We start from the raw sequence: 21,692 nt of genomic DNA on the forward strand, positions 1-21,692 counted from the left end.
CATTGCGGACGCTCAAGAGTCGCTGCCTCTGCTATAGGCCTTATTTTGCATGACGAGCCAACCCTTGCTGCATCAGCAGCCACTTGCTTCTCCTACCGCAGGCGGAGCGCGCAGCCCATGGGTGGGCAGAGGCGTGAGGATGGAAGACCGGTAGGGCCGTACCCTGGCAGCGCCAGGGTACGGTACACGACAGCCGCTCCCCCGGAGGAGGCACGCCCAGGCCCCCTCCACAGGAAGCTGTTGCAGGCGGCTATTGGCTGGATCGGCTATTTATAGTGGCTGGTGTAGCTGTTGAAGGGCGATGTACATGGGCGCCAGTTGGATCGCTGATTTGGATGACGTTACCGTGCTGCCAGCCATCCGCATGGGGATCAGCCTCAGGAATACGAATGTCAGCCCGCTCAGCTCTGGTTTTCGCAGCATCCATACCAAGGCGCCGATTGCGCTGTTCGACCATCGCCGGGTCAGCCTGCCCATCTGCGGTAAAGCCCATCATCAACTGCGGCACACCCACAGGCAGCGCTTTGTCCTGATCGGTGTGCCAGGTGTGCCATGTCTTTCCATATGTATGCGCAAGTCGCTTCATCAGAGCATGTTCAGCTGGTGCAGGAATACCTGGGGCGATTAGTTGCCCAGAAGAGACCTCGTAGCCATGGCTGTGCCACATGGCCTGCTCTTTGGCTGGTAACCCGGCAAAAAGCTTCTCGTCGATGATGTACTCGACGCCCATGATCTTCGCATCCTTTGTGTTGCCGTCGAAGATGACGCACTGGATGACATCCTCATTCATGATGGAGCAGAAGTGATGCGCCTCCATCTGAACACCGGGATGCCCATTATAGAAATGAAAGCCATCTAGGTAGGCATTGATGGCCTCAATGGGCGGCTTGGACTGTAGCGCCGCTGCACCGGCTTCAAGCAGCTGGGTTGTGGCTGATACAGGTCTGCCGGGTGTCTCTACAGGCGACTTTGTTTCGTGAGCGGAACAAGCCCACAGTAGGGTGCAGGCGAGGGGAAGGGACATCGATTGGATCAACTGTCGCATGAGCGTACCTCTAGGTATTGTTCCTAGAAGACAACCTAGGTCTTAGAAGCGGACACCCCACAGGACGAATGGCCGGGTTTCGAAGAGGAATTGCGGGCAAAAGAAAGCCCGCTGCTAGGCGGGCAAGGTCTATCACACGTAGGGATGGCTTCAGGTTCTCTCAAGCACCGTGAAAATTGAGTGAAAGAAAAGTGCTCACGATGTGATGGCTGTAAGCGTCCGGCGATCCCATCTCGAGAGTCGAGGGGCGCCGGACGCTTAGGCGTGTGAGTGCTTCGAAGCACGGTTGCGCTCAGGCTTGGTCGCGCCTCATTTCCGCCCATTCTATCAATGCCTGTATTGAGGGCCCGAGTGCGTGGCCGATATCCGTGAGCTGGTACTCCACTTTAGGAGGCACCTGCGGGTACACCGTCCGCAACACGATGCCGTCCCTTTCTAGCTGCTTGAGCTGTTGAATCAGCATCTTCTGATTGATCCCTTCGATTAGCTTCTCTATATCCGAGAACCGAAGTGCCCCCTTCGCCGCGAAAAGCTGGCACAGGATGATGATCTTCCACTTCCCCTCCAACACGCGAAGGGTCTCGGTAGTTGCCTCAGCCCAATTCCGGCGGTTTTGCGGATCACTGCAATTCCAGTCTCGTTCCATTTCTTTCTCAATGGTGAGTTACCCACCTTTTGGTAGGTACTTACCATTATTACATCAGGGCTTTAGAATCGGTTCAAGACACAAGATTATGAGGCTTTGGGTATGAAAATTGGCATCATTGGGACTGGTAACATCGGCGCCACCATCGCTCGTAAGCTTAAAGCTGCCGGTCATGATATCCGCGTCGCGAATTCGAAAGGCGTCAACGGCGTGCGCGCATTTGCCGAAGAGATAGGCGCCGAACCTGTTGATGTTAGGGGCGCGGTTAACGGCGTCGATTTGGTCGTGCTGTCCATACCGCTGCCTGCTTTGAGTGCCCTTCCTTCTGATCTGTTCAGCTCCGTACCTGACGGCGTCCCAGTGGTGGACACCAGCAATTACTATCCTGTGTTGCGTGACCCCCGCATTGCAGAACTTGATGACGGAATGACTGAAAGCGTCTGGGTTGCCAAACAGATTGGACGGCCTGTGATCAAGGGCTTCAACAACGTGCTGGCTTATACATTGGCAGAGCTAGGCCTTCCGAAGGGTAGTCCAGGACGCTTGGCAGCAGCTGTGGCAGGTGACGATCCCAAAGCGAAAGAAACAGTAATGTCTCTGGTGAGTGAAGCTGGCTTCGACCCGGTCGATGGAGGTTCACTTGAGGAGTCCTGGAGGCAACAACCATCCACGCCAAGTTACTGCTGCGACTATGACGCGGCGACTATGCGGAAAGCGCTTTCGATGGCTGTTAAAGGGCAGGCAGCAGCGAAGCGAGATGAGTTGCCCAAGCACTTTGCAAAGCTCGGGGCCAACGCCAGTCATGGCGAGGTTGTAGCCATGAACCGCTCGTTCAACCCTCTGGATTGATGCCTTCAGGCAACGAGAGCGATCTCAGGCAACACGGGCTCCTGGAATGAAGGATGAGTCCAGTTATGGGGCAAAAGTAGATCAATCCCGTTCACCCGGTGCGTTGGCAGGCGAGTAAGTACGTCCTTCAGGTAAGCATACGGATCATGCCCGTTGAGCCGGGCCGACTGTATGCATCGACGGCGTTGGGAAGATGTTTGAACGCTTGCCGTCGACTTACTCTGAGAAAGATGAGGAGGGGCTGCGAGACCATATGCTCGTGAGTTTGGAGGCTGCGGTTAATGGCGTCGTTACTGGCGAAACCTTCAATAAGCGCGGCAAAACTGACATTCTTGTAAGGAATGAAGGAAATACTTGTTTCGTTGGGGAGTGTAAATTCTGGACAGGCCCGTCCGGTTTTGAAAGTGCGATCAATTAACTTCTTTCGTATTTGTCGTGGAGAGACACCAGCACAGCTTTGATAATCTTTGTCAGGAACAAAGATTTCACCGCTGTCATCCAAAAGGCCGATGAGGCCATGCAGGCACATAAATGTTTCAATTCAAAACTGAATCAGCCCACTGAAACGTGGATAGATTACGAGTTTATTCATCCTGATGATCCTTTGCGTAAAATCAAAATGGCGTTAATGCTCTATCATCTTGTTGATATCTAATGGGGCAGTTTAATTAGCTGCTTAGAGTGAATCAACGGCAGCTTCGAGCAATAATAAATTTTGCATGGATATCACCTTGTTCGCGGTGATTAGACAAATGATAGGTGCGGAAGTTTAATCGGTACTTGCCAAAATAGATGACTGTGATTTTGATGGTGTGGATCGCCCCTGGTTTCGTAGACACCTCCAAGCCTCATAGTGAGGCCCAAGTAGAAGGTGCCAGGAGTCGTCAGCGTTACCCCGAAGAATTCAAGACCTATGGGCTTCCAACTTGATGGCCAGCTGAGCTTTTGGGAATCTCGATTCGACTCCTCGTCATTCAAGTACCTAGGCGGCCCCTGCCCAGTCCAGCAGCTCCTCCAGCCCAGCCTTTTTCACTTCCTGCTCCATGTCATAGCTTTCAAAGATCTCTCCACCCATCAACGTAACCAGGTGCTCACAAAGCCGGTAATGGTGGTGCTTCTGGTCGAGGCTCTGCCATTCGCTCATGAAGTCGCGGGGCAAGGGAGAGCTCGTCGAAACCGACTGCGGAATGAAGAACGGGCAGAACATCTCGCTGGTCACATCGAACCCATCGTCGCTCGCGGTCTTGGCGAAGTCTATGCACATTAGGCTGGGCCGATGAAGAAGCTGAACTGGGGCTTTCAGCACGTCGCTTTCGATAAGCTTCTGAGTGCCCCAGTTGTCAAAGCTGCTGGCGAACTCGCCGGGCACCACATACACATCAGGCAAAAACCGAGCGAGGAAACCTTTCGGATCCGGTTTCAACGGTTCCTTGCCTTCTGCTTCGAAAAAGGAGTCTTGGGCGATGCTGTTGCAGACATCGACGATCACCACCTCACCCTCCGCTGGCTCATAGAACTATCCATCCATTTCGCCAGGTGCACTGAGATGTCCAGCAACCTTGAACTTTTAGCTAGTCAGCAGTCACCAACAGAAACACCACCTGGGATTGTGCCTGCCAACGTGGAGCGGGCGATGGCCACGAGTTTCGGCACCGCTATAACGGGCTTTCTCTGCTGTGCGATTTACGATGTGGCAATCAATTGCCTGGTTGGAATCGTTTATCGCGATTGTCGCGGGCGATTCCATGATGGGTCAACAATCCGAGCATCTCCGTTACGCGAGCATATCGAGTATGGTGCGTACTATCTATTTCATACAGTGAACGGTAGCACTTATGTAGTGTGTGATTGGTCGCCGGACGGTGGTAGTGCTGAGCTCACGGGCGCCCTTCACTGAGCCCCACATACCGAAATGAAGCGATTGAATATGTAGCTCAAAAAACGAATTAGGTAGGGAAAGTGGAATCAGCGTTGGTAGCAGACCTTCTATCCGAAAACGGTCGTCCATTGGAAGGGGACGGCCAATCAGATGAGCTTATCGTGGAAACAGCATGGGCAAATAACCAGGGTCGACCATTTTATGTTGTAAGAGACTGGCTTCTTCTCGATGTCCTTTTGCCTAGTGATGTAAGGAGGCTTTTGAGCAAAGAAGTGATGGCCTTGCTCTGCGCTCCTGGGTTATCGAATGTATTGACTCGATGAGGCTTTGGCCTTCTTGAGTTCGACAGTGACTTCATACCCCATGGCATCTTTTCTTTGTCGGCGGCTTCAGGCCAGCGACCTAGATTGACATTGTAGCCAATACGGACGGGGTCGATATTGGCCCCGGCCCAAGTCCATCGTTCTTTTACTACCCACGTATCATTTGGGGCAACCGCACACCACTCAACTCCAGGTTTGTTATCTTCGATAACTACAGAGTGCAGTTCAATCTCAGGCAAAGCGCCCGGAATAATTTGGCGATTGTAGAAGTCATCTTGGGTGAGCTTTTGACCCTCTGTAACTACCTCGAACGCGCGGAGGATTGTATTTTTTCCTGAATTGTTAGCGCCGACAAGAACTACAATTTTGTCAATGTCAACTGCAATCCCCTCAGGGCCAATACACCCGAAATTCTTGATTAGCAGTTTAGTTATTTTTGGAATCGACATTTCCCTATCTCACTCATGCTCATAATTGTGTTTGGGCCGAATGCATGTCTGGCCCTTCGAGCGTAGCTTGAGAGGGGTGGTGGCACAATGCCTTTGAGTGTAACAAAGCATATGCTTTGGTAGCAGGGGAAGAGGTGTTCATTAATCCGTGCGCGAGGTCGCGCTCACAGTTTCGCATTGCACTTGGCGGGCGTAGTATTGGTACTGGCTGTCAAGTGGGCTACGCAGGTCACTCTGATTTCACTGTCCGCCTTTCATTCGCCTTGCGGCGAAAAACAAACCAATCCCCAGAACTCCTGTAAGAGCGCCTATGAAACCAGTCGAAGTCCATCCAAGCCCAGCTGTAATCGCCATACCTCCCAGCCAAGGGCCGAGCGCGTTCGCCAGATTGAATGCGGCATGACTGGAGGCCGCAGCCAAGCTTGGAGCCTCATGAGCGATATCCATCAGCCTAATCTGTATCGGAGCTGCCAAGGCAATCATGGTGCCGATCAGGCCTATGCTGAGCACCACGCCAGCAAGCGTAGATACCAGAAGTGGGAAGAGCGCGAGCACTACGATCGACCACGCTAGGATAAAGCCAACTGCGCGAAAACCCATCGAGTCGAATAGCTTTCCTCCGGCTGTGTTTCCGATAATTCCGCCGATGCCGAACACGGCCAAGCCAACCGGAATCCATTCGGGCGAGGTTCTGGTGACCTCGATCATTGTCGGCGCCAGGTAGCTGGAGACACAGAACATCCCAGAGAACCCGATAGCGGCGATGAGCAGCGCCATCCAGACCTGAGGGTGCGTGAACGCCTTAAGCTCTTTCCGAGGGTTGCCACGAGCCTCGTCGCGTTTGAGTGGCAAGTACCACCAGACGAGAGCGATGCAGAATAGCGCGATCAAACCCACCATAACGAAGGCTGATCGCCATCCGTAGAACTGCCCCAGGTAGGTTGCAATGGGGTTGCCTAGAAGCATGGCCAGGGTGAGGCCTGAAAACACCCGAGCGACCGCGCTGGCCCGTTGGTTCATCGGTACCATGTTGGATACGACGACCGACGCGATACCGAAGAACGCCCCATGGGGCAGGCCGCTAATAAATCGGTAAGCCACCAGCTCTAAGTAAGACGGAGCGAAGGCCGTAGCCATATTGCCGATTGCGTACATAGCCATGAGGAGGAGAAGCATGTGCTTGCGCAGGAGCTTTGAGCCCAAGATGGACAGGAGAGGGGCTCCCACCATCACCCCGAGCGCGTAGGAGCTGATCGCATGGCCAACCTCTGGCTCGGTCAAGCTGAGGTTCTGAGCCATTTCTGGCATCAACCCCATAATCGTGAATTCGCCGGTGCCAATCGCGAAGCTACCTACAGCCAACGCCGCTTGCAGTTTGATCAAGGCGCCTTTTGTCGGCACAAGCGGCAATGCTTCCTGGGCGGTCATTTATTTTCTTATCCACTAATCGACGCAATGGGGTGCCTGTTGCCAGGTGGGCAAAGGCATCAGTTACTCACAGTTCATGCTGATCCAAGCAGGCGGCATGTGCTGTCGCCTGCTGGCCGGGTTGGTTAGTACACCATCTGCCGTGGCTTGCCGCTTTCCTTGATGATCAGGTCATCCCTGCGTTTCAGGGTTGAGGTCAGCTTGGTGCCGAGGCCGGCAGCGGTCGGGGCTAGGGCTGCGCCGTGCTGGATGACCGGCAGTTCAGTGACCAGGTCGCGGTACCACGTTGCCAGGGTTGCGCGAACGACCTCTTGGAAGATGGCTGTAGGAGCGTGCACCGCCAGGTGCAGCCCGGCCATCAATGTAACCGGCCCTGTGCAGTCGTGAGGCGCGAGCGGTTTGGCGTGGATCTGAGCCAGCGTGGCGATCTTGCGACCTTCGCTGATGCCGCCACACCAAGCGAGGTCAAGCATGACGATGTCGATCGCATCTGCGGCCAGCAGGTCATTGTATTGCTTGGCGCTCCCCAAGGTTTCACTGCCGCAAATTGGCACCCTGGTACGACGGCGAAGGTCAGCCAGGGCTTGGGCGTTGTCCATTTTGTTGAGTGGATCTTCCACCCAATAGACGTTGTACTCTTCCAGAGCTTGGCAGATGCGCGTCGCTGCATGGGTGCCGAACAAACTGTGGAGTTCGCACATGACTTCGATGCGGTCGCCAACCGCTTGGCGGATCTTACGGAAAGGCTCAAGGCCCTGCTTGAGTTGATCCAGAGTCAAGAGCTGGCCATTGCTGGCTGGAGCAAACACATCGAATGGCCAAATTTTCATGGCTCGATAGCCTTCCTCCACCAGGCTTTCCGCCAAAGCTCCGGCGTCGCGCATAAACGCGATCTGGTCATCGTAGGGGCCGGAGCTGAGGTCGCCGGAGCCGATGTCCCTGCGCACGCTGCCGGCAGTATTAAAGCGATAGCCGGCACAGGTGTTGTAGACAGGGATGCTGTCTCGTACACGGCCACCCAACAGGGCGTGAATTGGCTTGTTCAGGCGCTGTCCTGACAGATCCCACAGGGCAATGTCTACGGCGCTCGCAGCCCTAACTTCAGCACTGCTGCTGTTGTATCCCAGGTACGGCGTCATCAACTGGTAGGAGATGGCCTCAATCTGCTCTGAGTCCTTACCAATGAGAAGAGGAGCGTATTGGTCGTGAAGGACAGCTTCAACGGCTGCAGCTCCACGGAAGGACTCACCCAGCCCGACAAGGCCGTCTGCTGTTTCGATCTCGACCCAGATCAGATTTGGGTGCTCTTTGATTCGTAGGGTGCGTACTGCGGTGATTTGGGACATAGACGTGCCTGTGTGATTTGTTGTGGTATGGACGTCAGGGGGAGTCGTCTGGCTGTGTCGACCTGTCGAATCTGTGTAAACCTGTTGTGGCTGATTCTCGGGATGCCGCTGATTACCCACCGAATGAGTGACTTGAGTTGCTAGCCCACCGCCTGCGTGGGGGGGCAGTTTGCGCCTCTGACTGCGCTGTTATCGACTCAGGAAGCATCTGGATAACTGCTTTAAACGAGTATTGACAGCTATTCGCAATCTGTCAAAACATGTAATAATCTATTCTGGCAGCTGGTGTCAAGGCGGCCTAGCTGCCAGAATGAAGGCAGGGCGCCCCCAAGGTCAGTTTCCCAAGGCCGTTATTGCTGTCATTGGATGCACCTAGCTGTCTTTTGATGTCTCAATCCGTAACATCCTCTTCGGATGTCACCTTTCTGACACCGGGATCCTTATTTGAATGACAGGTATGAACCAGGACGAACAACTTCCTTCCCTAAGTAGTCAGGCGTACACAAGGCTGCTAGGGATGCTGACCAATGGCGAGTTTGCGCCCGCCGAACGCCTTCCAAGCGAAGAGAAGCTCGCACGACAGATCGGAGTCTCGAGGCCGGTCTTACGACAGGCTTTGGACAAGCTTCGTAGCGAGGAGAAAATCTATTCGCGCAAGGGCTCAGGGCATTACGTGAGTGCTCCATCAGTGGAGTCAGCGCCTGCGGCGGTCTACGGAGCATTAGCGAGCATCGCTGACGTTCGCGACTTTCTGAAGTTTCGAATGAACATCGAGATCGAGTCGGCAGCACTCGCTGCTGAATCAACCGATGAAGAGGCCATCGCTCAGATTTCCTTAGCTCATGAAAAAATGAGTGAAGCACTCGCGAACCGGCTCTCTGGCATAGAGGAAGACCTGGCATTCCACATTGCCATCGCACGTGCGAGCGGCAACCGCTTCTATGCTCAAACGATGGATTCAGTTGCCAGCCAAATGCGGTTCAGCATCCGGCTGATTCGAGATCTGTCTATCAAGCCAACTGTTGCTCGCACATCCCAGGTGCTTGACGAGCACCGGGAGATCGAGGCGGCCATTCGCGAACGTGACCCGCAACGGGCTCGACGAGCCATGGAAGCACACCTCTCTGGAGGCATACGGCGCCTGTTTGGGGCAGATTGAGGCATCACACTCTGCCCTAGGATTCTGAATTGCGGCGCCGGAGAGCGCCGCAGGAATCAGGTCAGAAAGAAGCCTGGATTTTCAGGCCGGCGACCACTGCATCATCCACTTGATGGATGCCTCCAGGGCTCTTGACGTACTGCAGGTTCGGTCGCAGCGTCAGCCAATTGGTAGCCTTGTACCCGTAGTAAAGCTCGGCGTTGTACTCCGTCCGACGAAGAGGGTTGAACGCAGGGTTGTCATAGTCACTCACGCCGTTCAGCGCATTGAGCTCTTCTGCGCGCTTCCTTACGTCATCGTTGACGTGAATCCTGTTTATGCCCAAGCCAATATCATCTTTGGGTCGAGCGTCGAAAGGCCCTTTGTACACAATGCCGATTTGCTGGGAGTTGTCGATCAAGCTTGCAGCTTTGTCGTGGATGGTAGCGCTGGCGAACAGCGTCAAGCCTCGACTTGCGTCGCTGCTATCAGCGGTGAGCTGCTGCTGGAACGAGAGCCAGGCTGAGTGCTTGCTGGAATGACGCTTGAAGTCGTTGCCGGTCAAGGCCTGGGACTGCCCGTTAACATCCTCGTAAATGTCATTCGCCTTGGCGGTGCTGTAGAAATAGCCAAGCCGGTATTCACCAGGTAGACCATTCACCTTCGGCGACCAGACTAGCTCGGCGGGTATGATCGCGCCTTTAGTGCCGCTACCGCTCAGCTTGAATCCATTGCCCGTTTCCAGGTACGAAGGATTCTGCTCGAATGCGCCAACCTGGAGGAAAAGGTCAGGCATGAAGTTGTATTTGACGGTCATACCCCACTGGCTGACGGGCCAGTTGAACCATACGTCGCCAGCCCAGTTGGCAACCTGCGGGCCGCAAAGTGCCAAGTTCATGAAGTCGCATGGCGCAACGCCGAAGTCTTCACCGATCCCGTAGCGACCGAACTTCACGCTCAGCGACTTATCGAAGTATTGCTGCTTGAACCACATCTGGGTGAGGCGCCAGGTTTGGCCCCGTCCATAGACTTCTTGCACTGCGCTCAGCTGGCCTGCGCGCGGGTCGCCGATCCGGTCAGCAGAAAGGCTGCGGCCACTTCGTTCGGTCACTGTGAGTTTGAATTCCGCATCCGACCATCCCAGGATTTTTTCGAGATCGAGGTGCATGCCGAAGGCAAATTGATCGCTGTAGCGGGCCGTAGTGCTTTTGTCGTAGCCACCCTGGATATTGCTGGCCGCTTCGCCCGCGTAGTCAATGGTGAAGTCGTACCCTTTCTCGATGAGGTCGGTACGGGTACCTCCCCAGTCGCCGGACATCCAGGGCGAAGTGGCAGAAAATGCATCATGCGCATGGGTTTGTGTGGTCACTGCCATTGCGATGAGCGTGAGAGAGCCCAGTGATCCAACGAGTTTGTGTTGGCCCATCCCTAATTCCTCTTTGTTGTTTTATTGTTAACTTTGAAGTTTGTTTTATTAGCGATTAGATAAAATGCGCCCGCGACGCTAAAACAGGATGCTTGGCATCCTGTATTAGTGTTGGTTTACTTACTTGTTTTAAGGTGCTTCAGGCAGTGCATAGGCGATTACGTAATCGCCACGGTCAGCGTTTGTACCGGTACGGGTGGCGCCACCTGCTACCACTACTACGTATTGTCGACCGTCCTTGCCCATGTACGTCATTGGGGCACCCTGGCCGCCTACTGGCAGGCGCGAGCGCCACAGCTCTTCACCGGTATCGTTGTCCAGCGCGCGAATGTAGTAATCCAGCGAGCCGTGGAAGAAGGTCAGGCCGCCCTTGGTGACGGTTGGGCCGCCCAGGGTTGGCATGCCTACTGGAATGTGAAGGCCAGAGATGACGCCGTCTTTGGGCAGGAAGCTATTGCGGATACGTGCGTCTTCCAAGGTGCCCATTGGTACCTGCCATTTGGTCTTGCCAGTGCGCAGGTCGATTGCGGTCATCGAACCGAACGGCGGCTTGAAGCATGGTGTTCCGAGTGGGGACAGGAACATCGAGCGCTCAACGCCCCACGGAGTACCCAGTTGTTGCGAGTATTCGCCCTCTGCGGAGGAGACCAGACCCGCTTTGGTAGCGTCCTCGCGTTTCATGAAGCGAGCCCACATGGCCATGCGGATGTCGTTCACGATCAAGGTGCCAGTGGATGGATCCAAGGCGCCGCCGCCCCAGTTCATGCCGCCGTAGTAGCCTGGCCAGATCAAGGTGCGCTGCTTGTCAGAGAGCGGAGTGAATGGGCCTTCCCAACGCATTTTCTTGAACTGGATCCGGCAGTACAGCTGGTCGAAAATCGACGCGCCCCACATGTCCGATTCTTTCAGTGGAGCGGCGCCAATCGACAGCGCAGAGAATGGCTGCGTTGGAGCAGGCTTCATGCCCGGCATGGCGTCGGTTGGAACTGGACGCTGTTCAACCGGGAAGACCGGAGTACCGTCCCGGCGATCCAGAACAAAGATCTCGCCACGCTTGGTCATCTGGATGACTACTGGGGTGACAGAACCGTCCGGTTTCGGCAGGTCGTACAAGATTGGTTGAGTCGAGACGTCATAGTCGAACATGTCGCGGTTAGTGGTGCGGAAATGCCACTTGTCCACGCCAGTCTTTACGTCGATCGCGACGATCGAGTCGTTATACTCATCCGAATAGTCGTGGCGATTACCGTTGAAGAAGTCGGGGGTTTGGTTTCCGGTGGGAATGTAAACCAGGCCGAGTTCTGGGTCATATGCAGCTGTGCCCCAGAAGTTCGGAGACTCCGGTGCATAGACTTCGCCTTCTGGGAGCGGGGTGCCGCGTTTAGGGTTGGCTGGATCCCATGCCCAGGTGATTGCACCCGTGCGCACGTTGTACGCACGGACGACGCCAGAGGGCTGGCCAACGTTGTCGTTGTCACCGATCAAACCACCGACAACTACAACGTCGCCGGCAACGGTTGGCGCCGAAGTTGGGAAGTAAGTGCCTGGTGCGCGTGGGCCCAAGCCCTTGTAGAGGTTTACGCTGCCGTTCTCGCCAAAGTTCGGGCAGACCTCGCCGGTTTTCGAGTCGAGGGTAAACAGGCGAGCATCGATGGTCGTAAGAACGATACGTGCCTGGCAAGCTTCTTCCGGGTTGGCTGTCGGCGTCTCTGTGTAGGCTACACCACGGCAGCGCTGCCAGCCCTTGCCGCCGTCACCTTCACCTTGGCCGGTGGCCATCTTTGGGTCGAATCTCCAGAGCTCTTTACCGGATTCTGGATTGAGCGCGATGACCTTGCTGAATGGCGTGCAAAGATACAGTGTGTCGTCAACTTTCAAAGGAGTGACCTGGTACTCGGCGCCATTGAGCGCCAAGTCGCCAGTGCGGTAAGTCCAGGCTTCCTTGAGTTCGGTAACGTTCTTCTTGTTGATCTGAGTGAACTGGGCATAGCGATGGCCGCTCTGGTTGCGAGCCCAGGAGACCCAATCATCGCCGTCAGCTTCGCCAGCAGTAGGGTTGATCACTTCGGCGGGAACATCGCTTTGAGCGACGACCTCGGGGTGCGGACGGAACATGCCTACAAACACGCCCATGAGAGCTACCGCCAGGGATATGGCTAAACCGGCAGCTGCTTTATTGGGCAGTGCTGGGCGGTTACCGCCACGAAGAAGCAGTGGGGAAACGGCTGCGGTGACAATGGCCACCACCAGGAACACGATGACGCGCGGCACTACCTGCCAGAAATCTGCGCCGACTTCCCAGAAAGCCCAGATCAGGCTTACCAGCAGCAGGGTCAGGACGATAACCAGTCCAAGTGCCTGTTTTTTGATGACTGCATAACCTGCTGCCGCCCAAGCCAGGCCGGCCAGCAGATAGAACCAAGATCCTCCTAGGGAGATGAGATAGCCGCCGCCTGCGGCAAGGGCAATGCCGAGCAGTAAAAAGACACTGCCGAGCACGGCAGTTATCCAATTCCGATTTCTTATCATTGGTAGTGAACCTCTGGTGATGCGTCCTAGTGATGCGGACATCTTAGGGATGTCCTTGATGCAAAATGATTATGGTGCGTCATTTTGCCTCATGGTATCTGTGTAAATGAGTCATTTCTATTTGTAAGATGCCTCATTATGAGGCGTTTCAATTTTCCAAAAGCTCGGCTAATCTCTTGTAAACCGTGATGTGGGGGGCTGACATGAAAGGCAGACCAAGCGTTAAGCGATTGATGGAATTGACGAATCTTAGTCGTGCAACCATTGATCGAGCGTTGAATAACCGTCCTGGCGTTCATCCGCGAACCATCAAAGCTGTTGATGCAGCGATCAAGGAGCTTGAGGCGGCGAAAATGAGGCATTACAGCTTCAAACTCATCGCCCAGGCTGGGGGCGCGTTCACTGACTCCCTTATTGATTGCGCCAGGAGCCTTGAGGCAGAGCTCGCGCGATCAAAAATAAAAATAGATGTAGTTGCTTGTGTCGGATTCGACGATGAGCAAGTTGCTGCCTCCATTCGCAAGGCAGCAAGAACTGCCGATGGGATTGGCATCATCAGCAGAAATAGCTCATCAATTCATGAAGTCCTTCGAGACTGCATAGCCAAAGATCTGTCTGTTGTTTCATTGGTCACCGACCTGAATGCAGACGTAAGGCATGCCTATATAGGAATAAACAACAGAGCGGCAGGCCAGAGCGCAGCATTTTTGATTGGTCGACACCTGGAAGCCTATGACGCTCCGAATGTCGCTGTCGTGGTCGCTAACTATTCCTACTCGAACCATGAAGACTGCGAAATAGGTTTCAGATCATTGATGCGGCACCAGTTTCCAAAGGTCAATGTCCTTGAAGTTGTCAGCGGTGGTGATACCGATGACGGTACATACACAGAGACGATGAAGCTGATTCAGAAGCATGGTGCCTTGGACGGCATTTACAACGCTGCAGGGGGTAACAAAGGCCTGGCAGATGCGTTGAAAAAGCATGGGCTAGACGGCAAGACAATATTTGTTGCTCATGAGATAAACTCAGTTACCGAACCGTTAATAAAGTCTGGTGTTATTGACTACACGCTGACCAAAGATAGGCAGAAAATGCTGCGAATGATGGCGCACATTCTCAAGGATATTGTTGAGGGTCAAAAAATTCCCGATCAAAATATCCTCCCCATCGAAATGTACTCTCGGTTTTCTTTGGGTTAAGTCCTGGTGTGGCAGAGATGTTAAGATCCGAGGTTGCTCTCGCGAAATGCCCATAACGTAAGAGCAACCTGGATTGGTTCCGTCAGTTAAAGGTTTTTCTGTCTGGCCATGTTCTCCTCTTCAATGGCTTCAAGGCTTTTCCCGCGTGTTTCAGGCAAGCACACCTGAATAAACAGTGCCCCGAATAAGCAGGTCACTGTGAATAGGAAGAATGTTCCGAAATCCATCGCGTGCACCACCGACGGGAACACGAGAGATACGATGGAGTTGGTCAGCCAGAGCACGGCCACGCTCAAACCGATCATCAGGCCACGAACGTTCAGTGGGAAGATCTCTGAAAGAACGACCCAGGAGACCAGAGCTAATGTGCCTTGTACGACTAAGACGAAACCGACGATACCTACCGTGAGCAGGTACGGCCGCAGTGGGTTTTCAAACGGAACGAGGATGCCGATAGTGCCGATCAGCGCGTGCAGCAAAGCAACTGCCAAGAAGCCGTAGGTGAGCATCTTTCGACGATCGACTTTGTTCACAACGCTCAGGCCAATTAACATGCCACCAGTACCCGCCAGGCCGTTCAGGACGTTGAATGCCAACGCACTGTTGCGGCTGAAACCGGCTTGCTCGAGGATCTGAGTGCCGTAGTACATCACCGAGTTCATGCCTGTCAGTTGCTGGAAAGCGGCCAAGCCGATACCGACCAGCAGCAGTCTGAACAGCCAGGGTTCATTCAAAATGTCCGACCAAGTGCCGCGCACTTTGCGTTCCTCCATCTTGGCAAGGCGATCCACTTCGGCCATTTCAGCTTCAGCTCGCTCGGCCGATCGGACTGTCTTGAGTACAGCCAGAGCCTCATCATTCCTACCTTTGGAGATAAGCCAGCGTGGACTCTCCGGCATGGTCAACATCCCCAAGAACAGCACTGCAGCGGGGGCCAAAGCAATCGAAAGCATCAGACGCCAAACTTCCGGGTTGTCTGCCCACAGGTTGCCGATGATTGCATTTAATAGAAAGGCGAGGAACTGTCCGCTCACGATCATCACATCGTTACATCCGATGGTACTACCTCGTCGCTCGAAAGGGGCGACCTCTGAAAGATAGACTGGAACTGTAACCGAGGCTCCCCCTACTGCCAGGCCCAAAATGAATCGGAAGAAAATCAGAGCGTGGTAGGACGGAGAGAGCACACAGCCCAATGTGCTCACGAGGAACATTAGGGCCAGCACCAAGATCATCTTCCGGCGGCCAATTCGATCAGAAATTGAACCGGCAATTAACGCTCCCAGGGTTGCGCCTGTTAACAAGGAGAAAGCAATGCTCCCTTGCTGGAAGGTGGTCAGGCCGAAGTAATCGGTGATGAACGACAGAGAGCCATTGAGTACGCCTGTGTCATAACCAAACAGTAATCCACCAAAAGTGGCTACTACTGCGATCATCGTCAGTCGGCGGTTGTGAGCTCCATCTTGCAAGGGCGGGAGGTGGACATTGGATAACGATGCCGGTTGTATGCTGACATGGGCCATGTTGGATTTCTCCTGCTATTGTTATTAATTACTATTTAATGGCGCACTAGAGATTTTGATAAGGCGATAGAGCCGCTTGATGCGTGTGTCCAGGTTCACTCCGGATAAGCGCCGTTCACATTTTGGTCGTAATCAATCATGGCCCCCGTCATGACACCAGCTTCATTGCTGAGCATGTAACTCGCTAAGTGAGCAAGCTGGTGAGGTTTGCAGAGTTGCTTCATTGGTTGAGTTGCCTCCGCGCGCTCGAGCCAGCCGTCTGTGGCACCATGGAAGCGGCGTTGAGTGGCATCTTCACCCGGCGTATCCATCCAGCCAGGCGAAATGGAATTGCACCGAATCTGATCGAAGCGATATGCGTTTGCGACGTTCTTAGTAAGCGTTGCCAAGGCACCTTTGGATGCTGAATAGGCCGCCAAGTAAGACTGGCCGCAGTGTGCACAAAGAGAAACGATGTTTACGATCGAGCCGCCGCCACCCTTCGCGAGGCGATGTTTAACGAAAGCCTGCATGATGAAGAATGGAGCGCGGGCGTTAACGCCCATGAGGTGCTCCCACGTCTCCTCCGTAGTCTCCACCAGGGAGCCGCGAGCACCAGATCCTGCAGCGTTCACCAGAACGTTGACGTTACCGAAGGTATTGACTGCCACTTCAACCAGGTTCAAGCAGGACTGGACATTCTGCAGGTCGGCGGCAACGAAGACGACCTCGCAGCCGCGTTCTTCAAAATCGGCAAACGTAGTTGCGTTCTTATCGCGATCTAAGCCCGCGATAACCAGCTTACGGCATCCTTCATTGACCAGCTGGTTGGCGATTGCACGCCCGACGCCTTGAGCGCCACCAGTGATAATCGCTACTGAATCTTTATGTCGCTCATTGAGACCAGACATTCTTCGCTCCTGATGTGTTCTTGCCAAAGCGTTTTCATGAGCTACCAAGTCGCACCGCGTGCGACCGGTCGACATGCGCTTTATGTCGTAAAATAAGACTTGCTGGCTAACAGGCGAGCCAGCAAGAACTGCGCAAGGGGGGGGGGCACGCGAGCGAGCCCTCTTACTTGGAATTACTGAGTGTCAACGCCAGCAATTTTCACCCAGCTACCCGACTCCATGCTGTCTTCGGCTGCTTTTACAACGGCAATTGCCTGGCGCCCTTCCTCGGCAGATGGTGCGTACTGCACGCCTTCTACAACCGAGCGCACAAATTGATATGCCTCAATAGTTTTCAGGTCGTCGAAGCCCATCGACAGGCCTACGCCTGGTTGGAAGCGAGCGAACTCTCCGTGACCAGGAGCTGCACGGGCCGTGCGATATCCCAGCTCATTTCGGGTCGCGATCTGCAGTTCGTTCATGTCGTGGAAGTTCCAGCGTACCGAGCCTTCAGTGCCGTAGATCTCCAGGGTGTACTCGGCATGCGGGCCTACGTGGGCGCGGGATGCCTCGATGGTGCCCACTGCACCATCTCGGAAGCGGGTAAGCAGCGCTGCATAGTCATCGGTTTCGACGGTACCGCGCGGGCCCGAACCACCTTTGGCAAAGGCTTGGGCGCCGTCTTGCGACGGAAGAGGACGCTCTTTGATGAACGTCTCAGTCAGAGCGGTGACTTCGGTCACTGGGCCAACTATGTATTGAGCCAGATCCACAGCATGAGAAATGAGATCGGCCAGAACGCCCGGGCCAGAGTGTTCACGAATGAAGCGCCAGCTGAGTGCGGTGTCGGGATCGGAGGCATAGTCTGCGAGGAACGCTGCGCGCACGCTGTTGATGCGACCAAGTGCGCCCGATTTGACGAGCTCACGAGCGTGCTGAATGGATGGGACGTGGCGATAGTTGAAGCCTACGGAAGTGGCGACCCCTGCATCGGCAGCAGCCTGTGCAATCTCGGTAGATTCGGCTAGGGAGCGCCCCATTGGCTTTTCAATCCAGAAAGGCTTGCCGGCTTTCGCTGCAGCAACGGCGATTTCGCGATGCAGGAAGTTGGGCGAGCAGATCGAGACTACATCGATCTCTGGGTTGTTGAGGATATCGTTGTAGTCACTGGTAGCAGAGCGATAGCCCAGGCGATCAACTGCATATTGAGCACTGGATGCTACTGGATCAGCAACCATCACCAGGTCGATTTCAACATCCAGTTCTGGGAAGAATTCTTTGATCCCACGATAACCACGAGTGTGCAGTCGACCCATTCAGCCAGCCGATATAAGCCCAACGCCGATTCTTTTCTTGGCCATAAATATATCTCCAATTTTCTTGTCTTACGGTGGTTAATGTCGGCTGGTTAGGCGACTGCAGTTAGCTTTTCGAATTGATCTTTAATGTGCTCGAACGCACGAGTAACCGTTGGCCCAGGAATCGCTACAGATGGATCTTGCTCTGCTTCGACCACCATCCATCCCTGATAACCACTTTCTTGAGCAAACCGGAACAGCGGCTTAAAGTTGACAGCTCCATCGCCTGGAATGGTGAACATGCCGCTGCGGACAGCTTTGTTGAAATCCAAGTCTTCCGTGCGAACTTTATTGAGGATGTTGGCACGGACATCTTTCAGGTGAAGATGGTTGATGCGATCGCCGAAGCGCTCTACCATTTTCATGTAATCGAAGCCGGCAGCATGGGCATGGCCCGTGTCCAGCAGAAGACCTGTTGCTGGTGCGTTGTCGAACAGGCGCGAGACTTCATCCCACGTCTCGGCCACCATCATCAGGTGGTGGTGGTAGGAGAGCTTCAGGCCGTACTCGCCTTCGAGCCAGCGACTGAACTCGTCCATTTTGGCTGCGTATTTCTGCATCTGATCAGCATCCAACTGGATGCGGCCAGACATAGGAACGTCGAGTGGGGCCTCTGGAACCATCGAGCCGCATTCGCCATACACCATGACGTTGGTACCCATCGCAGAGAGCAATTTGGCATGCTCGGCAACGGCGACCTTCTCTTCGGCAACGGTGCGCTCGTGATCGGCTAGGAAACCCGAGTACCAACCGGAGATCAGGTTCAGGTCGTGGGCGCCGAGAACCTTGCGCAGCTCTTCAGGTTGCCGAGGGAACTTGCGACCCAGTTCAATGCCCTGGAAACCGGCTGCGGAGGCTTCGGCGAGGCAGGTTTCAAGAGAGATATCAGCACCGAGGTCTAAGAGCACCTCGTTACTCCAGCTGAGTGGGCTGATGCCCAGCTTTACGCCACGTGGCAGGAAGCTATTTTTGTTATGCATGGTCGATTCCTTATCTGGTGGGCCTAGCAAGGCCAACCGATCTCGTTCAGTGATGTTGTCGAAGGAAGTGCAGCTTTCACTTGCTTGAGCAGGGCGCTGCTCTCGCGAACCAGTAGCCAGGTATCAGCGCCGATGGCGACAAAATCCGCTCCTTGTCCGAAGGAGGTAGTTGCGGATTCAACGCCGTAACTGAGAACCCCGGCACCGCATCCAACCGACTTGATGCGGGCCAGACCTTCCTTGATGGCATCCTGAACCGGCTGCGCGCCTGCTTTTCCGGTGTATCCCATAGAAGCCGCGAGGTCGCCTGGGCCAATGAAGATCGCGTCTACCCCTTCAACTGCCGCAATCGCTTCGATGTTCGCGAGTGCTTTCGGGGTTTCCGCTTGGACGATCACGCAGATATCGTCCAGCTGGCGGTTGACATATTCTTCGGCGTGCCGTCCATAACCCGTTGCCCGAACCACTGCCGAAATTCCCCGGCAGCCATGCGGTGGATAGCGAGTCCAGGAGACAGCTTCAGCTGCCTGCTCTGGGGTATCGATCATGGGGAACATGATCGTTTTCACCCCGATATCGAGCAGTCGCTTTGCGACCGTTTGATTCGACTCTGGAGGGCGCACCACTACCGATGCGGTGTTGCCCACGGCGCGCAGTTGATCACCGATCGAGGCGATCTCGTTTGGCGAGTGCTCCATGTCGATCAGCAGCCAGTCCGCACCTGAGTGCGCCATGATTTCGGCTGAGGCTGGCGAACACAGGCTGACCCAATAGCCAGCCATTTGTCGGCCATCACGCAAGCCTTGCTTGAAAGCGTTGCCATGGCTGGTCATATCAGACTCCGTTACGCTGACGTTTACGTGCTTCGACATGCTGCTCTCGGGCCGCACGAATCTCGGCGCGCTCACTGACTTCAGGTACGCCGACATCCCACCAAGCGTCGCCAGGTACCCAGCGGTCATTGGCCACGTTGATGGAGATCACGGTGGTCTTAGTCTGCTGGCGAGCCCAGTTCAATGCGTCCTCAAGACCATCTAAGGCTTCAACCTGGCGAACTGCTGCGCCCATTGAGGCAGCGTGGGCGGCAAAGTCGACCGAGAAAGGCTCCTGCACGCGGCAGTCGGCGATCAGGTTGTTAAATGGCTTGTTGCCTTTACCAGTCTGCAGGCGGTTGATAACGGCATAGCCGCCGTTGTCGCAGACGATGATGGTCATCTTGTGTCCAGCCAGTACGGCGGAGTAGATGTCGGAGTTCATCATCATGTAGGAACCGTCGCCGAGCATGACGAAGACTTCGCCCTCATCGGCGCACGCCATAGCTGCGCCCCAACCACCAGCAATTTCGTAACCCATGGTGGAGGAACCCATCTCCAGGTCGAACTTGTAGTTGCCTTTGCAACGCCAGCCTTTGGTCAGCTCACCCACGATGCCACCGGCAGAAGCCAGAACCATGTCTTCAGGTTTGGAGAGGCGATTCACCACGCCTACAACCTGTGCGTAGGATGGGATTGGCGAGTTGTCAGGTGCCTGGTAGGTGTCGACCATCGCATTCCACTCGATCATGCGACGTTGACCTTCTTCCAGCCAGGAGCCATCGACCTTCCATTGCCCCAGGGCGCTGTCCAGTTCCGCGATGGATTCCAGGGCGTCGCCAACTACTGCCAGGCTTTGGTGCTTCACGGCATCGAATCGCGCGGTATTGATCGCCACGATCTGAGCTTCAGGAGAGAAGACAGTCCACGAACCGGTGATGAAGTCTTGCAGACGAGTGCCGATGGCCAATACCACGTCGGCCTGTGCGGCCATCGCGTTCGCAGAGGTCGAACCCAGTACGCCCAGCATGTCCAAGCCGATAGGATCGCCGTGGATCACGGTACCTTTGCCCGCGATGGTTTCGGCGACCGGAATACCTCGACGACGAGCGAAGGCCAGCACTTCGGCATCCGCTTTCGAGTAGCGGACACCACCACCTGCCAACAGCAGTGGGCGCTTCGCGGCGGACAACACTGCCGCAGCTTCAGCGATGGAGGCCCGGTCAGGACGCGGGCGTGGAATGCGATGGACTGTGCGCTTGAAGAACGCCAAGGGATAGTCGAATGCCATTTCCTGAACGTCTTGGCACAGGCCAATGAATGCCGGGCCGCAGGTCGCTGGATCCAGCATCACCGAAATTGCTTGTGGCAGGGAGTTCAAGATCTGCCCTGGATGGGTAATACGATCCCAGTAACGCGATACCGACTTGAAACCGTCGTTCACGGTGAGGGTGGCGTCGTTGAAATGTTCAACTTGCTGCAGAACCGGGTCTGGGCGGCGAGCGGCAAATACATCACCTGCCAGCAACAGCAGCGGAAGGCGATTGGTGTGAGCGGCGCCTGCTGCAGTGATCATGTTGGTTGCGCCAGGCCCGATGGAGGAGGCTGCAACCATGATCTGGCGACGACGCTTGGCTTTGGAGTAGGCTATGCCGGCAATCGCCATGGACTGCTCGTTTTGGCCGCGCCAGGTAGGCAGGGAGTCGCCTGCAGCTTCCAGTGCTTCGCCCAGGCACGTAACGTTGCCGTGACCGAAGATTGCGAAGCAACCGGCGAACAAAGGAACCTCAACACCATCATCATCGATGTATTGATTGACGAGATAGCGCACGAGCGCTTGGGCCATGGTTAGCCGGACAGTTTGCTGATGCATTTTTTATTCTCCGTTGA

Annotated in this window: 17 protein-coding genes and 2 pseudogenes; 3 read left to right on the forward strand and 16 right to left on the reverse strand. The window is 54.9% G+C overall.

The window, feature by feature from the left end; translation table 11 throughout:
* Nucleotides 1-250: 250 nt before the first annotated feature.
* Nucleotides 251-1,045: an OBAP family protein gene (locus tag J3B00_RS15480; protein WP_209868408.1), complete on the reverse strand. Its 795-nt coding sequence runs from the start codon at nucleotides 1,043-1,045 to the stop codon at nucleotides 251-253.
* Between the two features lie 292 nt (nucleotides 1,046-1,337).
* The gene (locus J3B00_RS15485; protein WP_209868410.1) at nucleotides 1,338-1,691 is read right to left on the reverse strand and encodes a helix-turn-helix domain-containing protein; all 354 of its coding nucleotides are present in this window, start codon (nucleotides 1,689-1,691) and stop codon (nucleotides 1,338-1,340) included.
* 93 nt (nucleotides 1,692-1,784) lie between these two features.
* Between J3B00_RS15485 and J3B00_RS15490 the strand changes: the two are divergent.
* A pseudogene (locus tag J3B00_RS15490) lies at nucleotides 1,785-2,540 on the forward strand (NAD(P)-binding domain-containing protein); the annotation flags it as partial.
* Between the two features lie 5 nt (nucleotides 2,541-2,545).
* On the opposite strand, the pseudogene J3B00_RS15495 reads toward J3B00_RS15490, so the two are convergent.
* From J3B00_RS15495 to J3B00_RS15520, 6 genes and pseudogenes are all read right to left on the reverse strand, one after another.
* Nucleotides 2,546-2,713 (reverse strand): annotated as a pseudogene (locus tag J3B00_RS15495) (transposase domain-containing protein); the annotation flags it as partial.
* Nucleotides 2,668-3,069, reverse strand: coding sequence for a hypothetical protein (locus tag J3B00_RS15500; RefSeq protein ID WP_209868415.1), 402 nt, complete (start codon nucleotides 3,067-3,069; stop codon nucleotides 2,668-2,670). The gene J3B00_RS15500 and the pseudogene J3B00_RS15495, both read right to left, overlap by 46 nt.
* 453 nt (nucleotides 3,070-3,522) lie before the next feature.
* Nucleotides 3,523-4,029 carry a hypothetical protein gene (locus J3B00_RS15505; protein WP_245362564.1) on the reverse strand — a complete coding sequence of 169 codons (507 nt, stop codon included), beginning with the start codon at nucleotides 4,027-4,029 and terminating at the stop codon, nucleotides 3,523-3,525.
* A 589-nt stretch (nucleotides 4,030-4,618) separates the two neighbouring features.
* Nucleotides 4,619-5,191, reverse strand: a complete 573-nt coding sequence (locus J3B00_RS15510) for an AAA family ATPase (protein WP_209868417.1) — start codon at nucleotides 5,189-5,191, stop codon at nucleotides 4,619-4,621.
* Between the two features lie 240 nt (nucleotides 5,192-5,431).
* Nucleotides 5,432-6,619 (reverse strand): MFS transporter, encoded by a 1,188-nt coding sequence (locus J3B00_RS15515; protein WP_209868419.1) that lies wholly within the window; start codon nucleotides 6,617-6,619, stop codon nucleotides 5,432-5,434.
* 125 nt (nucleotides 6,620-6,744) lie between these two features.
* The gene (locus J3B00_RS15520; protein WP_209868421.1) at nucleotides 6,745-7,965 is read right to left on the reverse strand and encodes a mandelate racemase/muconate lactonizing enzyme family protein; all 1,221 of its coding nucleotides are present in this window, start codon (nucleotides 7,963-7,965) and stop codon (nucleotides 6,745-6,747) included.
* Nucleotides 7,966-8,422: 457 nt separating this feature from the next.
* On the opposite strand from J3B00_RS15520, the gene J3B00_RS15525 reads away from it, so the two are divergent.
* Nucleotides 8,423-9,124 (forward strand): FadR/GntR family transcriptional regulator, encoded by a 702-nt coding sequence (locus J3B00_RS15525; RefSeq protein ID WP_281075616.1) that lies wholly within the window; start codon nucleotides 8,423-8,425, stop codon nucleotides 9,122-9,124.
* 61 nt (nucleotides 9,125-9,185) lie between these two features.
* Here J3B00_RS15525 and J3B00_RS15530 read toward each other — a convergent pair whose 3' ends face one another.
* The gene (locus tag J3B00_RS15530; protein ID WP_281076065.1) at nucleotides 9,186-10,478 is read right to left on the reverse strand and encodes a carbohydrate porin; all 1,293 of its coding nucleotides are present in this window, start codon (nucleotides 10,476-10,478) and stop codon (nucleotides 9,186-9,188) included.
* Nucleotides 10,479-10,658: 180 nt separating this feature from the next.
* The gene (locus J3B00_RS15535; RefSeq protein ID WP_245362565.1) at nucleotides 10,659-13,100 is read right to left on the reverse strand and encodes a membrane-bound PQQ-dependent dehydrogenase, glucose/quinate/shikimate family; all 2,442 of its coding nucleotides are present in this window, start codon (nucleotides 13,098-13,100) and stop codon (nucleotides 10,659-10,661) included.
* 161 nt (nucleotides 13,101-13,261) lie between these two features.
* Here J3B00_RS15535 and J3B00_RS15540 point away from each other — a divergent pair, with 161 nt between their 5' ends.
* On the forward strand, nucleotides 13,262-14,260 hold the full coding sequence (locus J3B00_RS15540; protein ID WP_209868428.1) for a LacI family DNA-binding transcriptional regulator: 999 nt from the start codon (nucleotides 13,262-13,264) through the stop codon (nucleotides 14,258-14,260).
* An 86-nt stretch (nucleotides 14,261-14,346) separates the two neighbouring features.
* Here the strand turns inward: J3B00_RS15540 and J3B00_RS15545 are convergent, their stop codons facing one another.
* The 6 genes from J3B00_RS15545 to iolD all read right to left on the reverse strand — a co-directional run bounded on the left by J3B00_RS15545 (nucleotide 14,347) and on the right by iolD (nucleotide 21,675).
* On the reverse strand, nucleotides 14,347-15,783 hold the full coding sequence (locus tag J3B00_RS15545; protein WP_209868430.1) for a sugar porter family MFS transporter: 1,437 nt from the start codon (nucleotides 15,781-15,783) through the stop codon (nucleotides 14,347-14,349).
* Between the two features lie 95 nt (nucleotides 15,784-15,878).
* Nucleotides 15,879-16,673: an SDR family oxidoreductase gene (locus J3B00_RS15550; RefSeq protein ID WP_209868433.1), complete on the reverse strand. Its 795-nt coding sequence runs from the start codon at nucleotides 16,671-16,673 to the stop codon at nucleotides 15,879-15,881.
* Nucleotides 16,674-16,846: 173 nt separating this feature from the next.
* Nucleotides 16,847-17,968, reverse strand: a complete 1,122-nt coding sequence (locus J3B00_RS15555; protein ID WP_209868435.1) for a Gfo/Idh/MocA family oxidoreductase — start codon at nucleotides 17,966-17,968, stop codon at nucleotides 16,847-16,849.
* A gap of 92 nt (nucleotides 17,969-18,060) precedes the next feature.
* On the reverse strand, nucleotides 18,061-18,990 hold the full coding sequence (gene iolE, locus J3B00_RS15560; RefSeq protein WP_209868437.1) for a myo-inosose-2 dehydratase: 930 nt from the start codon (nucleotides 18,988-18,990) through the stop codon (nucleotides 18,061-18,063).
* A 23-nt stretch (nucleotides 18,991-19,013) separates the two neighbouring features.
* The gene (locus J3B00_RS15565; protein WP_209868439.1) at nucleotides 19,014-19,823 is read right to left on the reverse strand and encodes an HpcH/HpaI aldolase/citrate lyase family protein; all 810 of its coding nucleotides are present in this window, start codon (nucleotides 19,821-19,823) and stop codon (nucleotides 19,014-19,016) included.
* Between the two features lies 1 nt (nucleotide 19,824).
* The gene (gene iolD, locus J3B00_RS15570; RefSeq protein WP_209868441.1) at nucleotides 19,825-21,675 is read right to left on the reverse strand and encodes a 3D-(3,5/4)-trihydroxycyclohexane-1,2-dione acylhydrolase (decyclizing); all 1,851 of its coding nucleotides are present in this window, start codon (nucleotides 21,673-21,675) and stop codon (nucleotides 19,825-19,827) included.
* Nucleotides 21,676-21,692: the final 17 nt, after the last annotated feature.

The organism is Pseudomonas sp. BP8 (assembly GCF_017875955.1).
Classification (GTDB): Bacteria; Pseudomonadota; Gammaproteobacteria; order Pseudomonadales; family Pseudomonadaceae; genus Aquipseudomonas.

Bases quoted from the DNA above. Each gene is read 5' to 3' on its own strand.
- J3B00_RS15480 (WP_209868408.1), bottom strand. From the start codon at position 1,045: ATGCGACAGTTGATCCAATCGATGTCCCTTCCCCTCGCCTGCACCCTA.
- J3B00_RS15485 (WP_209868410.1), bottom strand. From the start codon at position 1,691: ATGGAACGAGACTGGAATTGCAGTGATCCGCAAAACCGCCGGAATTGG.
- J3B00_RS15500 (WP_209868415.1), bottom strand. From the start codon at position 3,069: ATGTGCCTGCATGGCCTCATCGGCCTTTTGGATGACAGCGGTGAAATC.
- J3B00_RS15510 (WP_209868417.1), bottom strand. From the start codon at position 5,191: ATGTCGATTCCAAAAATAACTAAACTGCTAATCAAGAATTTCGGGTGT.
- J3B00_RS15515 (WP_209868419.1), bottom strand. From the start codon at position 6,619: ATGACCGCCCAGGAAGCATTGCCGCTTGTGCCGACAAAAGGCGCCTTG.
- J3B00_RS15520 (WP_209868421.1), bottom strand. From the start codon at position 7,965: ATGTCCCAAATCACCGCAGTACGCACCCTACGAATCAAAGAGCACCCA.
- J3B00_RS15525 (WP_281075616.1), top strand. From the start codon at position 8,423: ATGAACCAGGACGAACAACTTCCTTCCCTAAGTAGTCAGGCGTACACA.
- J3B00_RS15530 (WP_281076065.1), bottom strand. From the start codon at position 10,478: ATGGCAGTGACCACACAAACCCATGCGCATGATGCATTTTCTGCCACT.
- J3B00_RS15535 (WP_245362565.1), bottom strand. From the start codon at position 13,100: ATGTCCGCATCACTAGGACGCATCACCAGAGGTTCACTACCAATGATA.
- J3B00_RS15540 (WP_209868428.1), top strand. From the start codon at position 13,262: ATGAAAGGCAGACCAAGCGTTAAGCGATTGATGGAATTGACGAATCTT.
- J3B00_RS15545 (WP_209868430.1), bottom strand. From the start codon at position 15,783: ATGGCCCATGTCAGCATACAACCGGCATCGTTATCCAATGTCCACCTC.
- J3B00_RS15550 (WP_209868433.1), bottom strand. From the start codon at position 16,673: ATGTCTGGTCTCAATGAGCGACATAAAGATTCAGTAGCGATTATCACT.
- J3B00_RS15555 (WP_209868435.1), bottom strand. From the start codon at position 17,968: ATGGGTCGACTGCACACTCGTGGTTATCGTGGGATCAAAGAATTCTTC.
- iolE (WP_209868437.1), bottom strand. From the start codon at position 18,990: ATGCATAACAAAAATAGCTTCCTGCCACGTGGCGTAAAGCTGGGCATC.
- J3B00_RS15565 (WP_209868439.1), bottom strand. From the start codon at position 19,823: ATGACCAGCCATGGCAACGCTTTCAAGCAAGGCTTGCGTGATGGCCGA.
- iolD (WP_209868441.1), bottom strand. From the start codon at position 21,675: ATGCATCAGCAAACTGTCCGGCTAACCATGGCCCAAGCGCTCGTGCGC.